This window comes from Rhodopirellula sp. UBA1907, from assembly GCF_002337565.1.
In the GTDB taxonomy this organism is placed as follows: Bacteria; Planctomycetota; Planctomycetia; order Pirellulales; family Pirellulaceae; genus Rhodopirellula; species Rhodopirellula europaea.
This window is the reverse complement of record NZ_DDGH01000001.1, coordinates 79,759-97,699: the sequence shown is the minus strand read 5'-3', so window position 1 is coordinate 97,699 and position 17,941 is coordinate 79,759. Positions and strand designations below refer to the sequence as shown.

General features: G+C 55.0%; 18 protein-coding genes. 13 read left to right on the top strand and 5 right to left on the bottom strand.

Translation table 11 applies throughout. The features are described 5' to 3' along the window. The 4 genes from B2R17_RS00230 to B2R17_RS00215 form a co-directional block, all read left to right on the top strand. A partial coding sequence (locus tag B2R17_RS00230) for a formyltransferase family protein (protein WP_286762362.1) occupies positions 1-273 on the top strand: 273 nt, incomplete at its 5' end. Between the two features lie 209 nt (positions 274-482). Next, positions 483-2,537: a multiheme c-type cytochrome gene (locus B2R17_RS00225; protein ID WP_286762361.1), complete on the top strand. Its 2,055-nt coding sequence runs from the start codon at positions 483-485 to the stop codon at positions 2,535-2,537. Positions 2,538-2,539: 2 nt separating this feature from the next. Then, positions 2,540-4,240 carry a hypothetical protein gene (locus B2R17_RS00220; protein WP_173401983.1) on the top strand — a complete coding sequence of 567 codons (1,701 nt, stop codon included), beginning with the start codon at positions 2,540-2,542 and terminating at the stop codon, positions 4,238-4,240. 350 nt (positions 4,241-4,590) lie between these two features. Then, a complete protein-coding gene (locus tag B2R17_RS00215; protein ID WP_144056510.1) occupies positions 4,591-5,049 on the top strand; it encodes a hypothetical protein in 459 nt (152 codons plus the stop codon). Positions 5,050-5,233: 184 nt separating this feature from the next. Here the strand turns inward: B2R17_RS00215 and B2R17_RS00210 are convergent, their stop codons facing one another. Both B2R17_RS00210 and B2R17_RS00205 read right to left on the bottom strand, forming a co-directional pair. Further along, the gene (locus B2R17_RS00210; protein ID WP_286762360.1) at positions 5,234-5,506 is read right to left on the bottom strand and encodes a type II toxin-antitoxin system RelE/ParE family toxin; all 273 of its coding nucleotides are present in this window, start codon (positions 5,504-5,506) and stop codon (positions 5,234-5,236) included. Beyond that, a complete protein-coding gene (locus tag B2R17_RS00205) occupies positions 5,507-5,749 on the bottom strand; it encodes a ribbon-helix-helix domain-containing protein (RefSeq protein ID WP_286762359.1) in 243 nt (80 codons plus the stop codon). Between the two features lie 171 nt (positions 5,750-5,920). On the opposite strand from B2R17_RS00205, the gene B2R17_RS00200 reads away from it, so the two are divergent. From B2R17_RS00200 to B2R17_RS00165, 8 genes are all read left to right on the top strand, one after another. After that, on the top strand, positions 5,921-6,178 hold the full coding sequence (locus B2R17_RS00200; RefSeq protein WP_008663114.1) for a (2Fe-2S)-binding protein: 258 nt from the start codon (positions 5,921-5,923) through the stop codon (positions 6,176-6,178). 183 nt (positions 6,179-6,361) lie between these two features. Further along, complete coding sequence (gene ectB, locus B2R17_RS00195; RefSeq protein ID WP_286762358.1) at positions 6,362-7,726, top strand: diaminobutyrate--2-oxoglutarate transaminase; 1,365 nt, start codon at positions 6,362-6,364, stop codon at positions 7,724-7,726. Continuing rightward, the gene (locus B2R17_RS00190) at positions 7,723-10,473 is read left to right on the top strand and encodes an amino acid adenylation domain-containing protein (RefSeq protein ID WP_286762357.1); all 2,751 of its coding nucleotides are present in this window, start codon (positions 7,723-7,725) and stop codon (positions 10,471-10,473) included. The genes ectB and B2R17_RS00190 overlap by 4 nt, the downstream gene beginning before the upstream one ends. After that, on the top strand, positions 10,470-11,444 hold the full coding sequence (locus tag B2R17_RS00185; protein WP_286762356.1) for an alpha/beta fold hydrolase: 975 nt from the start codon (positions 10,470-10,472) through the stop codon (positions 11,442-11,444). The genes B2R17_RS00190 and B2R17_RS00185 overlap by 4 nt, the downstream gene beginning before the upstream one ends. A 111-nt stretch (positions 11,445-11,555) precedes the next feature. Beyond that, positions 11,556-11,846 carry a hypothetical protein gene (locus B2R17_RS00180; RefSeq protein WP_008660470.1) on the top strand — a complete coding sequence of 97 codons (291 nt, stop codon included), beginning with the start codon at positions 11,556-11,558 and terminating at the stop codon, positions 11,844-11,846. Positions 11,847-12,017: 171 nt separating this feature from the next. Continuing rightward, complete coding sequence (locus tag B2R17_RS00175; protein ID WP_231845665.1) at positions 12,018-12,299, top strand: hypothetical protein; 282 nt, start codon at positions 12,018-12,020, stop codon at positions 12,297-12,299. Between the two features lie 71 nt (positions 12,300-12,370). Further along, a complete protein-coding gene (locus B2R17_RS00170; protein WP_008663123.1) occupies positions 12,371-13,045 on the top strand; it encodes a hypothetical protein in 675 nt (224 codons plus the stop codon). 129 nt (positions 13,046-13,174) lie between these two features. Further along, entirely contained in the window at positions 13,175-14,176 is a 1,002-nt protein-coding gene (locus B2R17_RS00165) for a lysophospholipid acyltransferase family protein (RefSeq protein ID WP_008660467.1), read from the top strand. Positions 14,177-14,215: 39 nt separating this feature from the next. Here B2R17_RS00165 and B2R17_RS00160 read toward each other — a convergent pair whose 3' ends face one another. Genes B2R17_RS00160 through B2R17_RS00150 form a run of 3 tightly spaced genes read right to left on the bottom strand, consistent with a single transcriptional unit; the run spans position 14,216 to position 16,973 of the window. Further along, entirely contained in the window at positions 14,216-15,253 is a 1,038-nt protein-coding gene (locus tag B2R17_RS00160) for an ABC transporter substrate-binding protein (protein WP_286762355.1), read from the bottom strand. A gap of 8 nt (positions 15,254-15,261) precedes the next feature. Next, positions 15,262-16,077 carry an ABC transporter permease gene (locus B2R17_RS00155; RefSeq protein WP_008663127.1) on the bottom strand — a complete coding sequence of 272 codons (816 nt, stop codon included), beginning with the start codon at positions 16,075-16,077 and terminating at the stop codon, positions 15,262-15,264. Further along, positions 16,074-16,973: an ABC transporter ATP-binding protein gene (locus B2R17_RS00150; RefSeq protein WP_286762354.1), complete on the bottom strand. Its 900-nt coding sequence runs from the start codon at positions 16,971-16,973 to the stop codon at positions 16,074-16,076. The genes B2R17_RS00155 and B2R17_RS00150 overlap by 4 nt, the downstream gene beginning before the upstream one ends. A gap of 142 nt (positions 16,974-17,115) precedes the next feature. Here B2R17_RS00150 and B2R17_RS00145 point away from each other — a divergent pair, with 142 nt between their 5' ends. Beyond that, complete coding sequence (locus tag B2R17_RS00145; RefSeq protein WP_286762353.1) at positions 17,116-17,886, top strand: MBL fold metallo-hydrolase; 771 nt, start codon at positions 17,116-17,118, stop codon at positions 17,884-17,886. Positions 17,887-17,941 lie beyond the last annotated feature (55 nt).

Below are 17,941 nucleotides of genomic sequence, written 5' to 3'. Positions count from 1 at the left end.
AATATCCACCCGTCTTTGCTGCCCGCATTTGGCGGCAAAGGAATGTACGGTCGCAACGTGCACGCGGCAGCGATCGAGCGTGGGGTAAAAATCAGCGGCTGCACGGTCCACTATGTCGACAACCTTTATGACAACGGGCCGATCATCCACCAGAAGGCCTGTCCGATTCTGCCGACCGACACCCCTGATGACCTCGCGTCACGCGTGTTCAAACTCGAATGCGAAACCTTGCCCGAAGCCATCCGCATGATGGCCGCCTCGCAAGACGCCTGAAATCAGTCGCGGACACCTAATTCTTGCGTGAAACGACACGCATGAAACCGCGAGTTCAGACTCGCATCTTGATCGCAAATCTCACACCCCTCGACCTGGCAAGCTTTGCCGGTTGAGGCGTTTGATCGCATCCCGCGGATGCTTCTGGACGATCCGAACACCACCGGTCGATCTCCCCAAAGTGTTTGTCGGCTTTGTTCGGATTGTCCATGCGATTTTGGGTTGTTCAGGTTCACACGATGATGCTCATCATTCCTCGTCGTGAAACGCTCGCGATTCTTACGCTCTGGCTGGGCCTATGGAGTGGGTTCGCGCCCGCACGAAACTTGGCCGCCGACGAAGGTGTGCCGTTCAGTGGCCAGCAAACCTTGAGTGATGAAGAATTGCTGGAAGTCGGGCAACTTCTCGGTGTGGGAAATAGACTGTACGGACGCCAACCGGCGGCCTCCGTTGCAACCATTCAGCCCACCATTCCGCGGCGCCCTGATCGCTTGGTTGGTGCCGAGCTTGATCCGCTGGCGGCGTTCGCCGATCCATCCGCAGAGGCCGATCCGCTCGCGAATCTCGGTAGCAACGACCCTATCAAGCCGCCGGCAGCCAAGGATCCTGAGAAGAAAGATCCGCACGAAGGGCTATGGACGGAAGAGTGCTACCCGTCCGCTGAGTCATGCCGTGCTTGTCACCCGAAGCACTACGATGAATGGAGTGTCAGCAGCCACGCCTACGCTGCTGTCTCGCCAATGTTCCAGCGGTTTGAACAGGCGATGACAGAATTGACCGAAGGCACGGTTGGTTACTTCTGTATGCGATGCCATTCGCCTGTCGCGACTCAGTTGGAAATTCCACGCACGGTCAGCATCTTGGATCAACCACCCGTCGCTCGCGAAGGTGTGACGTGCATTTCCTGCCATCGAATCAATGAACACTACGGGCGAAGCAGTAACGGTGATCGTCGAATCGAACCGGGCAACATCCATGCTCCCGTCGGTCGAGGTGGCAACGGAGCTGGGTTGGCTGATGCCTTGGCCAATGCTGAAAAGAACAAACTGAAAACCCACGCTGGTCAAAAGGGACCGGGCCAAGCGATCCACAATGGTTCGTACTTTTTCGAACCACTTACCAAATCAGACATTTGTGCGTCGTGCCACCAAGTCGCGGTGCACCCCGGCATCTCATTGGAAGTCGTTCACGCTCAATACCGCAGCAGTCCAGCAGCAAAGTGCGGAATCTCCTGCCAAGATTGTCACATGGGAGCTGTCCCTGGGAAGGCGGAAGGCTACGAAGAGTGTCATGTCGCGGAGCTATCAGGCAAACCCTACGGTCAACCCAAGAAGCACTCCAATCATACGTTCTGGGGTCCCGGCTACTCGATCGCTCACCCGGGCATCTTCCCACACAATCCCAAGGCTAAGTCGTTCACACCACGCCAATGGCTGTTGTTCGATGACCGCGCCGGCTGGGGCACGGAAGAATTTGAACGCAACGTGCCGGACGGCATGTACTTCCCCAAACCCTGGGACAACGCGGACGATCGGCGTGATGGTCGCAAAATCATCGATGTCAATGTCGCCAAGTTGAACGAAAAACGCGGCTATTCGGCGATGACGCTGGAAGCCGGTGCCCAGATCAGCGATCCGGTGTTCTTCACGACACCTCAAGTTGGTATGCCGCTCAAATTGGGCTACCGAGTCGACAACATCAGCACGGGTCACAACTTGCCCACGGGTTCACTCGGTGCTCAACCACAACTTTGGCTCAACGCCGTTCTGATCAACCCCAACAACCAACGCGTTTGGGAAACGGGTTACTTGGATGCGAATGCTGACCTCTGCGATATGCACAGTGTCGAAGTGGCCAAGGGGCGGATTCCCCGTGACAAAAACTTGTTTAACTTGCAAACCAAGTTTTTAATTAACAACGTCCGTGGTACTGACCGCGAGGCTGCGTTGCCGTTGAACTTCAGCCTGGACCAGCTCGCTTTCTTACGACCTGGTGCATTGCCAATCAGCGTGCTCAACCACCCGCCGTTGATCCGTATGGAAGCTCACAGCATTGCTCCCTTGGACCACCGCATCGCCAAGTACACCATTCCGGCCGAAGCCTTCCGAGTCCCGGGACCGTACCGGTTGAGCGTTCGGATGCGAAGCCGAACCGAACCGATGTACTTCATGCGTCAGATCAACAGCACGCCGGACATGATTCGTCGAATGAACGAGCGGATGATTGACATCTGCCATGACTCGCACACGTTCATGGTGCGTTGATCATGTTGCGATTCAATTCTTCGTGCCAATGCACTTTCGCGTTGTGTGTCGCCGTGTTTGCAGCGGCGATGACGCCGGCGGATTCGCTTGCGCAAACCGTTCGTCTTCGCCCCCAACGTTTACCACTCGTCCAGCCGGAATCACCAGCGAGTCCGCCAACGACGATCGCTGTGGACACGGCCGATGACTTGCCGCGTTCGCCGTTTCCGGAACGGCAGGACTTCAACTACGCCGGACACGCGAACGTCTCGCTTGGATCGCCATCCTTCGCGGACCATTCGATACTGGAAGAAGAATCCGCTGCTGACTTTGCAAAGTCGGCTGGTTTAGAAAACCTATCGCACTTCGCCAACGACTTCTCCCCCACTCCGCTACCGCAGGAATCGAACTGGCACGATGGATCCCGCGAGCAATGGGTTTACGACGCGAAAGCCGCGGTCCCGACGCAAAGCCCTTGGATCGAATGGGGACGAACGTTCTATGGCCCTGGCATCACGCCACGTGGCAAGAACTGGTTCGGCAGCACCAATATGGCCCGCCCGCAATTTTACTTGTACGGCGATTTCCGATCCGGAATCATCACCGGCCGCAACGCAGCGGGGCGAACCGACAATTGGGCCAGTCGTCTGAATTTGGACCTCGATCTACGCCTGACCGATTCCGAGCGATTCCATGGATTCATCGGGCCGCTTGATCGCAACGGTCAGTTCAATCGGGTGGACTTCCAAGATGGAAAATTCGACTACCAAGGTGTCTTCGATCCTAACTTTGTGACCGCATTCTTCGAAGGTGATCTGGGGGCGATGTGGGGCGGCTTTCATGGAAAGTCATCGCCCGCTGAGATGCCTGTGACGATCGGTTTGATCCCGCTGCTGTTCCAAAACGGGATCTGGATGGAAGATGCCGTGACCGGTGCCGCGTTTGCAATCCCGGCTCGTCATAGTCGGGCGCTGAATTGGGCCAACTTCGACTGGACGTTCTTTGCGGCAATCGACCAAGTTAACAGCAACGCTTTTGGAACGGACAAACACGCCGCCCAAGCTTTCGGCACCGCGTGCTTCATCGAAGCCTACGGCGGATACATCGAAGCCGGCTACGCGTTTTTGCGAGACCGCAATGACTCCCGTCGAAGCTATCACAACATGACGGTCAGTTTTACCAAGCGATACCTGGATCGAATCAGCAACTCACTTCGTCTAATTATCAACACGGGACAAAACCTGCCCGATGCTGATGTGACAGCTGACGGCGGTTTGTTTTTGTGGGAAAACAGCCTGATCACCTCGTCGCCACTGACCGTGGTTCCGTACGCCAACTTTTTCTACGGATGGGGACGACCACAATCCGTCGCTCGTGCGGGCGGAAGTGGAGGCGTCCTTCGCAACACCGGTATCAACTTCGACACCGACGGCCTGAACGGATTTGCGACGTTGGATCCAACTGGGTTCGACACAGTTGGCGGATCGATTGGGATCGACTTGATAGGCAATCAACTCGATCGCCAACTGCTATTGGAAGCGTCCTACCTCACCGAACACGGCGACTCCAACCCATTTGTCCAAGGTGACCAATTTGGACTCGGCACACGCTATCAATTCCCAGTTTCCAACCGCACACTGCTCCGCTTTGACGTCATGCATGGCTGGCGAAGCGATCTACCAAACGTGTACGGAACCCGAATGGAATACCGCTGGAAGTTCTGAGCTCGGCAATTGGAGTTTGAGATTTAACTTGTCATTTGATTGCCGCTCCACGACTGCGGCACGCGGACGTTGCCCAATCGAACCGCCTCCGTTTTCACCAAAGACAGCCAAGAGGTTCAGTGACAAATGAGACATTCTCAAATCAAATCCGCCATTCTCGGTGAGGACGGACATTCTGCATGAGAATCGATCTTCCAAGCAAGGAGATCGTTACGATTTGGTATTGCCTGATTGCGCTTGGCGGCACTGCATCTTTTTGCTTGCAAGAATTTGCAGGCATACCAATCCTACACTCCCTTTGGGTATCAATCCCCGCTTTCCTAGTCGCGGGACATTTCGCCATGCGTTGGATGGACCACGCTCTTGACGAATCCATTCGCCGCATCAAAACCCCCATTCAAGTCTCGAGCGTTGCAGGTCTTGGCGAACTACGGCAGTTCGCAGACCGATGGGAAATTGAGCTTTGCCCGGACGCTCCACATCTATCGATCATTGCCCCAACGATTTCGATCGACGCTCCCGACGAAGGGCCAACACCCGAGCAACTTGATTTGATTCGCCAACTCCCTCAACAGTATGCCAGCATCGAATCAAGAATCCGAGAAGAGTTGCAAAGTTACTTCGCGGACATGGGAGCACCCGAAGACTATGAGACCGTCAACTTCGGTAGCGTGGACGCACATATCCTTTCACCGGACGACGAGATCGACCTTGAAGTCTGGTACTCATCCATCCCAGAGCACGGATACATGGGATACTCCGTCTGCCTTCGAGACTGGAAGGTGCATGAAATCTATGGCGGTGATTGAGCCGACAACCGCCGAACCAGCAAACGCAACACTGGCTTCCTGCACCGGCTTGGGTGGTGAACACGCAATGAACTCTCCCCCGGGAAGATCACACGCACGCAGGCCTCGCAGCACTTCAACCGGCCAAAGAACTAGCTCGCATTGATTGCGATTTGGTCGAGTTCTTGACCACCTTGAATGACTCTCACAATGTCGATGTCTTCTCCGTGATGAAGTACAGCACGACGTAGTTGTCAAACCCGTTTACCAACTTCGCCCGCAGCCCCTTAGCATCGCTGCGATTGGTCGGCACGGCACCGCCCGCGTTCGGGAATTGCGAGAGCAATTCAACCGTCGATTCAACGGCATCGAGAAAACGCAGGGCGGCACCAAGATTGTTTTCTGCGATATTCTGTGAATGCCTGGCGATATCGTCGATCGCCAGACTCCTACGATGCAGAACCCTTTGATCAGGCATTCAGCTTCCATGCCTCGATCGTAAGCCGTCGCGAATCGCTTCGATTTCTTGGCAATCCCACGGTTCGCTTGGGCCGCTATTGATCCCTTCGACGGCGAGTGCTTCAACTTGCTTTTGGCGATCGCTGATTTTGGCAATCATCTGCGATACAAACTCGCTGACGTCGGCAAACCCATTCTTCTGGGCTCGTTCCGTGATATCCATCATCACGGCATCTGGCAAACTAACGGAAATCGTAGACATTTTCGTATCCTCTTTGTTGGCGGTGTTCCTAACTGTACTGCAACATGATGATGCCGCCGATCCGAAAGTTTTACCGGGGAAGTTTGGGACCGGCCCGGTAGGATGTATCTGAAACGCACCACTTTCCGGTGTTGCATCGCGTTTGCCACTTCACGCACTGCATTTCTCGCTATGAAACCCGACGATGATCTTTGCCTGTGTTTCCACGTCCCTCGGCGAAAGGTGGAACAGTACATCCGCGTGCAAAAGCCGCGACGTGCTAGCGAACTTTCGGAGTGTTTTGGAGCGGGAACCGGATGCGGTTGGTGCCGACCGTTCTTGCAACGTTTGTTTGAATCTAGCCAACCCGACGCCGAAGTCTTGCCGGATCCTGATCGATACCAAAACGATCGCACGACTTACCGCAAGCAGCAATCCAATGACGACTGAGTCGCGTTCGGCCCGAGTGCGTACCGCGATGTGAATCACCAACCGCAGAAACCGAACAATCGTCAAAAACAGCCAACTTGCTCTGTGAAGTTGGCTTGCCGACCCAGCGATGCACGACGGACAAATCGCCGCGTTCTAGCTTTCAATGCCAGTTTGTTCTTCGCAATTCTTCATTGATCGCAGGTGTTTCGGTTGAGTCATTCATCATCCATTTCAGATTCAGCAACCAACACCGTGGAACGTTTGGAATCAGAGGTGCGTGGCTATTGCCGACTCTTCCCGAGCGTCTTTCAAACAGCAAATGGCTCGACATTGACGACCGCGGAAGGTTGTCAGTTCATCGATTTCTTCTGTGGTGCTGGATCGCTGAACTATGGGCACAATCCGCCGGTGGTGAAGCAGGCATTGCTGGACTACATCTCTCGCGACGGGATCCAGCATTCGTTGGACATGACAACCGAGGCCAAGGCTCAGTTCTTGGAAAGGTTTGAGAAAACGATTCTGCAACCGCGATCGATGGACTACAAGATCCAGTTCACCGGACCAACGGGTACAAACGCTGTGGAAGCGGCGATCAAGCTCGCCAAGCAACACCGCAAACGTTCTCACGTGGTTGCATTCACCAATGCGTATCATGGCCATTCGCTCGGCTCATTGGCGGTGACGGGAAACCAGACCTACCACAGCGAATACTACGGTTCGCACAACAACGTCAGTTTTCTTCCGTACGACGGCTACCTTGGCGATTTCGACACGACCATCTTGCTCGAAAAAATGCTGACCGACCGTAGCAGCGGCATGCCGCTTCCCGCAGCGGTTGTACTGGAGACGATCCAAGGTGAAGGCGGGATTCACGTGGCCAGCGATGCGTGGTTGCAACGAGTCCAAACGCTCTGCCGCGAGCATAATGTGCTGCTGATTGTCGACGACATTCAAGTTGGCAATGGCCGGACGGGAGAGTTCTTCAGCTTCGAAAAAGCCGGCCTATCACCCGACCTGATTTGTCTTTCCAAATCGATCGGTGGCGGCCTGCCTCTGTCACTCGTGATGATTCGGCCCGAGTGCGATATTTGGCAACCGGGCCAACACACCGGGACATTCCGCGGTAACAACTTGGCGTTCGTGGCGGCAAACGCGGTTTTGAATCACTGGAACGATGCTTCATTCGTTGATGGTATCCAAGTCCGCAGCAACACGCTGCAAACATACTTGGCATCCATCATCTCGGAATACTCGGACGAGAATTGGGACCTTCGCGGCCGAGGCATGATTTGGGGACTGGACATTCGCCGTGGTGATCTGGCTCGCAAGGTCATCGACACCGCATTTGAAAAAGGGCTGCTATTGGAATCCTGCGGCAGCGATGACGAAGTCCTGAAGTTCATGCCGGCCCTGAACATTCCTGAGCAACAACTCCGCCAAGGACTGCAATTGTTTCGCCAAAGCTTGCAAACGGTGTTTCTTGAATCCTCTGGAACCAAATCAGCACTCGTGCCTTCAACCGGATCGCCAATCGCCTCGCTTGGCTCATCGATGGTGGTCTCATGAGGTCGGTTGATTCGATCACGCCATTCATTGATTTGTTTTGGCAGCAATGCGAAGCCACGCCAGACCGTGTTGCGGTCGTGCAAGACGATTGCTCGTGGACCTACCGCGAATTGCTCTCGCAATCTTGTCACGTCGCCGACTCACTGCGAACCGCCGGCGTTCAGCCGGGCGAACGAGTGGGAATGTGCGTCGACCGCAGCCCCATCGCCATCGCGTCAATGCTGGGAATTCATCTGGCCGGCGCGGCCTTCGTGCCCTTGGATCCGGAGTACCCCGCCGAGCGACTGCGTTTCATGTTGGAAGACGCGAAAATCAAAACGCTGATTGGTCACGGGCAATATCGTTCGTTGTTCGATGCCAATGACTCCACAACTAGCTCGACGAACTCGGGCGCAACTCTCAAGTGGGTAGACGCATCGGACCTGATCCGTGATGGCATCTCGCCCAGCTTCCCGGTTCGCGAAAACTATTTCAAACTGACTAGCGAGCAACTCGCCTACGTCATGTACACCTCGGGATCGACGGGCAATCCCAAGGGCGTGTTGATCAACCACGCCGCTTTGACGACTTATTGCGAAGCGGACATGCAAGTCTACCGCTTGCACGCGGACGATCGGACGTTGCAGTTCTCAACGCTCACTTTCGACATCGCGATCGAAGAGATCTTCCCACCGTTGTTGTGCGGCAGCTGCGTCTTGGTACGGCCGCTCGAACGAGCCGATTCGGCCAACGAGCTTTCGCACTTGATCGACACGCTCCAAATCACTGCCGTCCACTTGGCAACCGCCTATTGGCATCAATGGGTCGATTTGATGGTCGCCACCGACTCCCAAGTTCCATCGAGTCTCCGCTTGATGGTTGTCACAGGAGAAAAAGTGAGCGTCGATCACTATCAACGCTGGCAAACCATTTGCGATCACGACGTGCTGTGGTGCAACGCCTACGGACCGACCGAAGCCACCGTCACCGCGACCGTCTTCGTACCGGAAGCTGACTTCTCTGCCGCCAACATGCCGATCGGAAAACCTCTGCCAGGCTACTCCGCCGCCATCTTCGACAAAGACTTGAATGAAGTCGCCGTTGGCGAAACCGGCCAACTGTTCATCGGTGGCCCCGCGTTGGCCGACGGGTATCTCAATCGGCCTGAACTGACACAAGCCGCCTTCATTGAACGCGAAGATTCAGATGGTGAAACGCAACGTTGGTACCGAACCGGAGACATCGCACGCTGGATGGACGATGGCAACATCGACTTTGGCGGCCGAGTCGACCATCAGATCAAACTCGGATCGTACCGCATCGAACCCGGAGAAATCGAAGCCGCACTGACTTCGATTCCCGAAGTCAAAGAGGCTTTGGTGACCGCGGAAACACTGGACGGGCAAACCACTTTGCTCGCACATATCGGATTGGGTGCAGACGCACTGCCTGCCAATAGTATCGACAAGGAAGTGTCGAACGAACTCACCGCGACTGCGGCCGAAATCGCCAAACAACTGCGAGACAAACTGCCGCCCTACATGGTGCCGACAGGATTTGTCTTCGTTGAGCATTTCCCAAAAACGATCAACGGCAAAATTGATCGTGAGAGCCTTCCGGACGGCAGTCATGCGGTCGTGGCCCGCGAACAAGGCCTTGTCGCGCCTCAATCGGAGTTGCAGAAACAACTTTGTGAGATTTGGAGCTCGGTCCTGCAGGTTCCGCAGATCGGAATCGACGACGACTTTTTCCTGCTAGGCGGCAGCTCGTTGCTGGTGACGCAGGTGGTCGCGCGGCTGAAGAACCAATTGGGTTTGGAACTTCCCGTCCGGGATTTCTTTGCCAACCCGACAATCGAATTGGCCGCACGGCACATTCAAGCGCTGTTGGGCGACGAATCGAAGACAGCGGACGAAGCGACCGCAGCGATTCAATCTCAGCGAGATCGTTTGCCGGTGATGGAAGCGTTCTTTCTACCGAGCGGTTCACATGACCTTTTCGCGGTTCATTACTCGCCACCCTCGAGTCAAACCCGACGAAATCGAGCGGTTGTTCTGTGCCATGCCTATGGCCATGAGTACGCGCGTAGCTATCGAAATCTGCAACAGCTTGCGGTGCATTTGGCTCAACAAGGCTTCGATGTCCTGCGTTTCGATTACGCCGGAACAGGCAACTCACACGGCAACGCATTGGAAGCCTCGCCGCATGTGATGATGAAAAACATTCGCGATGTATCGAATTGGATGCGGCAGAGACATGAGCTTGATTCGGTCTCACTGATCGGCATTCGTCTGGGTGCAACCTTGGCGGCATGTTCAGCAGCTACCGGCATTGACCAACAACTGCTTTGGGACCCCGTCGTTTGTGGAGAGACATTCCTTCAAAGCCTTGATGAGTTGCATGCAGAAACACTTAGCAATGAAATGCGTTTTGCACGACCGCGTCAATCCAGTTCGATCGACCAAGCCTACGGCACACGACTGAATCACGTCATTCGCCGACAGCTGAGCCAGTTGAAGTTGAACCTTGGCGACTCGCAGGATGATCACGCAACCACGTTGCTGCTCAGCCGAGATTATGTGGTGCCTGGAATCGATGCCCCACAGTCATCGATCAATGGTTCCGTCATTCAAATGGACGACGAAATCGGCTGGGACCGTCCCGAACTCAACGAGTCAGCGTTCTCGTCACCCGGTGCAATTCGGCATATCACAAAACTCTTAGTCGATGAATCCGACGCCGACTGTGCAATCGAGGTGCAATCATGAACCCAACCAACACACCCACGACTTCATTCGCAAGTCCCACCATCGTGCCAACGTTGGTCCCGTCAAAGCAGCGGGCGGCGAAACGAGAGCACGCCACCGCAGAACAAGCGGTCGTCTTCGGTAGCCAAAATCATTTGGTCGGCATCTATCATCCAACCACCAATCCAGTCGACGCCGAAACGGCAGTGATCTTTATCACGCCGGGAATGTTGCACAACGCCGGACCATTTCGACTGCACGTTGACATCGCACGCCAACTCGGTTGTCGCGGCGTTGCATCCTTCCGGTTCGACTTATCAGGTATCGGTGAAAGCTTGCCGGTGGGTGCCAGCGGTCGTTCGATCGATCGAGCCAGCGATGAAATTCGCGAAGCAATCGATTGGCTTCAAGAACAACACGGCATCCAAAACGTCATCCTCTTCGGGTTATGCTCTGGAGCCGACGATTCGATCCACGCAGCACAAAAAGATTCGCGAGTATCTGGAATTATCACGATGGATGCGTGTGGATATTCCACGCGTCGCTTTCGTTGGAACCGCATTCGACACCATTACGTTCCGCGACTTGCCTCGCTGGACGCATGGAAACGTTTGAGCCGACGGATCCTTGGCAAAACCTCCGCGTTGGCGTGGTTGCTGCAATTGCTACCCGACTCTTCCGGCCCCGAATACTCAACCATGCCGATGGGATCTGATTTGCGTGAGTATCCCGCTCGCGAAATTGCGGAAGTGGAATTTCAGAGTCTGGTGGATCGCGGTTGCCGACTGCACATGATCTACACCGGCGGAGCGCTAGAGATTTACAACTACGCCGAACAATTCTTTGAAATGCTGCCCGGTGTTCGCTGGAACGACCAGGCCACCGTGGATTTCTATCCCGAAATGGATCACGTCGCGATTCTTTGCGAAGACAGGAAAAAAATCGTTGATCGTGTGACGGAACGGGCGGTTGAGTTTGCTCAGCAAGGCTGAGCGTGAACGTCGACAGCGGGCAGATCCCCTTGCTTTTTGACGCTTGATGACGAACGATGAAGGAAGCGGAAGCTGCTGAGCTTCCGAAAACGTTGGTCAAGGAATGGTTGGATGTCTCGTTTTTTCTTTGGAATGTTGACCGGTGCCGTACTGATGTACGGTTCGATGCATTACCACTTGGTACGTGGTGAAGAAGGATTTTTCCTGGTTCCGAAGATCAGCAACAACCTGCAAGACGTTTACGTCGACATCCGCGACTACACGCTTGATGATTGGAAGGAGCACAAACCGTTGGCTGCTGCGATCATGAAGAGCAATCGCTCCGAATTGCTGTCCGACTCAACCCTGACCGGATTTCGCGAAAACGTTCATTCGTTGGTCGATGGATTGTTTGACAAGTGATGCAACCGTCACGACCGCTTCATTGAATTCGCTTGCATCATTCGTGTCATTCACGACAACGCGATTCTGAGCCGTATCGTTCGAGCCCGACGGCCGACCCAGTCGATGATTTCCAGCAGCGCTCAGTTCAGAGCGTAGGCTTCACGCGTGATGGGAATGATCGCAATGGACATGAATCGAAATCGGTACTTCATGATCGGAGTCCTGCTGATATTGCTGGGCGTCCAATTTCGAATGGTCGACTCGTTTGTTCTCAATGAACCAACGACGCGAGCGATGGCGAAGATGTCAAAGAAGTCCAATGTGGTCGCACAAGATTCGTTCAGTAATTTTCTGATGCAGGTGCACCCGAAACCAACCAAACGAGTCCACCCGCCACGCTGGTTGGGATTGGCGATGATCGCCGTCGGCACCGTTGTCAGCCTGCACGCGATCGCCATGCCTCGAGAGTGAACGACTCTTTGGAAATGAGCGCAAACGCCTTGTTGATGACAGCTTCGCACCTCGCGTGAAGAGATCAATCCATGCCTGACAAACGACTGACACAAGGGAACTCGATCGCGGACAAGCTCATCACCCCCGTGATGCTGGCCGTTTCGTGCGCTCTTTGTTTTGGCGTGGCCACGGTTTCGGCGGCCGATCCAGTCGGGGCAGGGCAATCCAGTTTCAACCGCCAGAACGCGCCGTCCATGTCCAATGGAGCGGCGGGTGTCGGTGATCCGTTGACGACCGCGGGAGTGATCTTGCGAGAAGGCACCCGCGTCGGACCGGTCACGGGACGCTTCGTGCTCAGCGGCCATCGATGGCGTTTTCTGCCCGAGCAACCGGATTCGGTTCGGGAACAGAACTTGGACACGCTGGTCCAACACGGGCTGGCTCGCAAACCCACCCAAGAAGAAGCAACGCTGCTCGGAAAGAAGCAACCGATCGGTCGTGGGATTGGAACCTTTGATTCCACCAACCTGGAAGATCCTGACTTGCCAATCACCCCGGCCGCCATCGCGGTGCCGATGACCTTGGTGACCGAAAACCTAATGCTTGACCGAATCTCACGGGCAATTGAGGAAGATTCCAACGACGATCGTTGGACCGTCACGGGTTACGTCACCGAATTTCGGGACGAAAACCGTTTGGTAATCGAAACCACGGTTCGAGCCCCCATGGTCCCCCAGTCCAAAACGGTTCTCGGCGGACGTTGAATTCATCTGGCGACGCATGGCGAATTGCGTCAAAATCCCCACATATCGCCCACTTCGGCGATGCAAGTTCGAGCTGAGCAGGAAGTCGCCAGCCAAACCACTCAACGTCATGAATCCGGGTAGGAAACCGTGAAATCGCGTCTGCGTCTGATGCGTCAACGTGCTCTCGACGCGATTGCTTACGCGATGGTGCGTTTGATCGTTGCGTCCATCCAAGTCATGCCGCTGGACATGGGCGATCGATTTTGCCGCGTCGTGGCAGCGATCTTGAGCGGCCCGCTACCCATTCGAAAACAAGTCATCCAATCGACGCTGGCACAGGTTTTCCCCGACCTGCCCGAACAGAAGCAAAAAGAACTGACCTTCGCGATGTGGCATCACTTGATGCTGATGGTTTGCGAAGTCGCCTGGGCACAGCGCCGATTGCATCGCAGCAACTGGCACCGACACGTTCGTTTCCATGGTAACCGGACGATGTTGCAACACATGTTGATCGACCGCCCCTCGGTCTATGTGACCGGTCACTTCGGCAACTTCGAAGTCGGTGGTTACACGATGGGGGTGATGGGAGTTGGCACGCTGACCATCGCCCGGCGACTGGACAACCAACATCTGCATGAATGGGTCGAGGACTTTCGCAGTGCGAAGGGCCAAAGCATGGTCGACAAAATCGGGTGCGCACCGATCGTCGAAAAACACTTGAGCGAAGGCGGAATGCTTTCTCTGTTGGGCGATCAACACGCCGGCGAGAAAGGGTTGTGGACCGAGTTCTGTGGCGTTCCTGCATCATGCCACAAAGCTCTCGCTCTGTTTTCACTGACGGCGAACGCTCCGATGTTGAGCGTGTACACACGTCGCGTTGAAGGCAAACCGATGCAGTTTGAATCCGGATTGCTGGGCGTCGTGGACCCGGCCACCGGTTCAGAGAACGGACAATCCGTTGGCCAACTGACCGAGTGGTACAACGAACAACTCGAAACGATGATCGACCTGGCACCCGAGCAATATTGGTGGCTGCATCGACGCTGGCGGAAACCTCCTGAAAAAGTTGCACGGCGGTTGGCAAAGAAGCGTGAAAAAGCGTTGCAAGCCAACTCGACGTCAACGGCTTCGACATCGCAGGCCGCTTGAACGGCACTGCATCCGAGTTGACCAGGTCGAAACGCGGACTCAATCCGCCGAAGTCAAAAATTCAGTCGTGAAGCAGTCTTCCGCTTTCACGGCATCCGCGTCGACCAACTCCAGTTCGGTCATCTGGTCGACCAATTCTTTCCACCGCGTTTCGCTCATCGAGCCGACTTCGTCGCTGTTGCCAGACGGCATTGCCAACGGAATCATCTGTTCGGCTCCAAAACGCAGTGCTTCTTCGGTCATCCCATGTTGATTTGCATCGAGAATCGCCGCGTTCGCTTGCTCAGGTGAATCCAAGAACTTCTTCCAACCCGCGACTGTTCCTTCCACCATCGCACGAACGACTTCGGGAGATTCTCGAATCATATCGCCGGTCGTCACCAAAACACTCGAGTAAGGATTCCATCCCAACTCACTGACCATCAACGTGCGAACCTGCAGTCCTTGTTGTTCGGCGATCAATGGTTCGGCGACACTGTAGGCTTGCACCGCGATTTTGGGATCGGTCACCATTGCCGCGATGCTGTTGTGGTAAGGCACCTGACGAACATCATTCAGATAGCCACGCTTTTCGAGAAACGCGAGATACGCTCGGCCGGCTTGGCGTTGCAACGTCAACCCAGACAGATTCTCCAGGCTTTCGACACCACTATCCGCTCGCACGAGGATGCATCGCGGGTGGTCCTGAACGGCTGCCATGATGGCAACGACGTCCGCACCTTGAGCCCGAAACAAAACCACATCGTCCGCATTGGTGATCGCGAATTGGCTGCGTCCCATCGCCAGCTCGGGTGCGATCGGGGTGGCGCGTCCGCCTGGTTGGATATCAACATCGAGTCCCAGCGAATCGTAAGTTCCATCGACGACTGATTGATAAACGCCGCCGTGCTCCACTTCGGGGTACCAATTCAACTGAACCGAAACACTGCGAATCGAATCATCTGAATCATTGCCAGATGAGTCTGCTGATTTCTGTGAGCAACCGATCGCGGCCACAAGCAGTAAACAGCCAACGGACGACCAACTTCGCATCCATTCAGACGCACGAAAGGTTGCAGAGTGGGCTGGCGATTGCATCGGTGAACTCAATTCACGAGGAGGTATCGTTTCAAAAACATTCGACTCAGTAGATTCACTCCGCCAAAGAGAATCAAACCCAACAACGTAGAGACTGCCAAAGCTGCCATCAATGCGTCCGTCATCGTCCGGGCTTGCCAGCCCGTCATCACGGCGCCGAGCCCCTCATAGTCAGCCCCGTTGCTGACAAAGAACTCCGCGACAATTGCACCGATCACGGCCAACCCACTGCTGATTCGTGCACCGAGCACCAAAAACGGAATGGCGGTTGGGATCTGGACGCGACAAAGTCGCTGCCATCGCGTGGCACCATACATTCGCAGCAAGTCATTGTGTTCGGGACGAACCGAGGTCAGCCCCGTGGTCACGTTGTTGACGATCGGAAACAAACAAATGATCACAGTCGCGATGACCGCGGTTCGAAACTCGTAACCCGACCAAATGACCAACAGTGGAGCGATAGCGACGATGGGGACAGTTTGCAGAAACACCACATATGGAAAGAGCGCACGTCGCAGCAATCGTGACTGACTGAACAAGATCGAGACGCCGCCACCGATGATTACCGCAACGAACAAACTGACGGTTGCGGTCCACAGTGTGATCCAGCCCGATTTCAGCAAGACATCCCGATGTTGCCACCCCGCTTCGGCAACTTGCCAAGGCGTGGGCAGGAGAAGCTTCGGCAAATCAAAGAGCTTCACGACAAAATGCCAAACAGCGATTCCCAAGGCAGCAACCGCAATCACCGCGAAGGCGGTCCAAGCCATCTCACGCCAACTTTGGGCATTCGTCTGAGAGCCTCGTTGCATCTCGTTGCTCATGAGGACGCCCTTTGCGAGTTGGACGACGCAGCGTTCTCAAGAGCATCGCTGACCTTGCCAAAAAACTCTGCAAACTCGTTGGTTCGTCTCAGGTCCTCGTGTGGCTTCGATGTCGAAAGCGGATTGACCATTTCGCTGACGATGCTTCCGCGATGCATCACACAAATACGTTCACTGAGCTGAATCGCTTCGGCAATGTTGTGTGTGACCAAAACGCTGGTGAATCGATGATGCCGCCACAACTTCAAATACAAACGGCCGAGTTGATTCCTCAACATGTCATCCAGTGCCGCGAAAGGTTCATCGAGTAGCAAGAACTCTGGCCTCGTCACCAATGCTCGGGCGATTGAGGCCCGCATCTTCATGCCACCGGACAATTGGTGAGGATAGCGCGTCGCAGCTTCGGTCAGTTGCACTTCCTCGATTGCGGCCAACGCACGTTCCCGCAGTTCTTTCGCGGAGGAGCGTTCGCGACGCCGCCCCAGGGTGAGTGGCAGAGCAACGTTCTTGAGCACGTTGGTCCACGGCAACAGGGCAGGTTGTTGAAAGACAAACGATGTCGAAACCGAGCGTCGATCAGACGCCAACGGATGCCCTTCTTCGTGAGCTTCGTCATATTGAGTATTTCCTACAGCGTCTTCCTGTTCGTTTTCGCTGCTGTGCTGGCTCGGATTGCTTCGCTGGCAGACACCGCTGGTCAGTGGCTGCAACCCGGCAATCACCCGAAGCAGGGTGGTCTTGCCACATCCACTCGGGCCGACAAATGCCAGCCTTTCTCCTTGCCGGACGCTTAGATTGATGCGATCGAGGGCGCACACGCCGCCGGGATAGGTTACCGTGGCATCGCGGCAAACGACTGCGGTGCCAGCATCGATCTTGTCGGGTAGGGCGTTCATGTCAATCAGAGTTTAATCATTCGACAATGGACTCTGACAGGACGTTTGGTATCTCGCCGACGAGACATCGCACGACGAACAAATGAGACCACTTGGACGACATCTCTGAGATGGTGACATTGGGGAAGGCATTGGAAATTCGATGAAGACACTGGAAGTGCATTGTTTGGGAACGGCTGGGTATCATCCCAACGAATCTCGTCACACATCGTGTTACTTCCTACCGAAGTCCGGCGTGCTGCTTGATGCGGGCACGGGAATCTTTCGCCTACCCAAGCTCATCGAAACCGACCATCTGGATATCCTTCTCAGTCACGCACATCTCGATCATGTCGTCGGGCTGACGTTCTTGTTGGATATCCTGCATCAGCGTCCGGTGAAGGATGTTTGTGTTTGGGGTCAGCAAGACAAGCTGGCAGCCATCCGAGAACACTTGTTCCACGAGAGCCTTTTCCCGGTTGCGATCCCGGTGACGTGGAAAGCGATTGACGATCACTCCACATGCGACCTGCACGGAACGGAGATGACTTGGCGACCGCAAGAGCATCCCGGTGGATCGGTGGCTTATCGGCTGAACACACCGCGGCCAGATTCTTCTCCGTCGGATCCACCCGCCACATTGGTCTATGCAACGGACACGCTTGGCGAAGACGATCCGGAATCACTTCAATGGATGTCGGGTGCGGACTTGCTGATGCACGAATGCAATTTCGACAATCAAAATCAGAAGTGGGCGGAGAAGACCGGGCACTGCTATTTGCGAAAAGTACTGGACATCGCTGGTCAAACCAAACCGCGACGTTTGTTGCTCACGCACATCAATCCGATTGCTGAATTGGATATCGCAGACGAAGGCCAATCGCTCGACTGTCCAATCGAAATCGCGACGGATGGCTTGAGCGTCGCGTTTTGATATTGATCGCGTCTGTGATACTGATCGTGTGGTAGTGATCCTCGCTACTACTCAG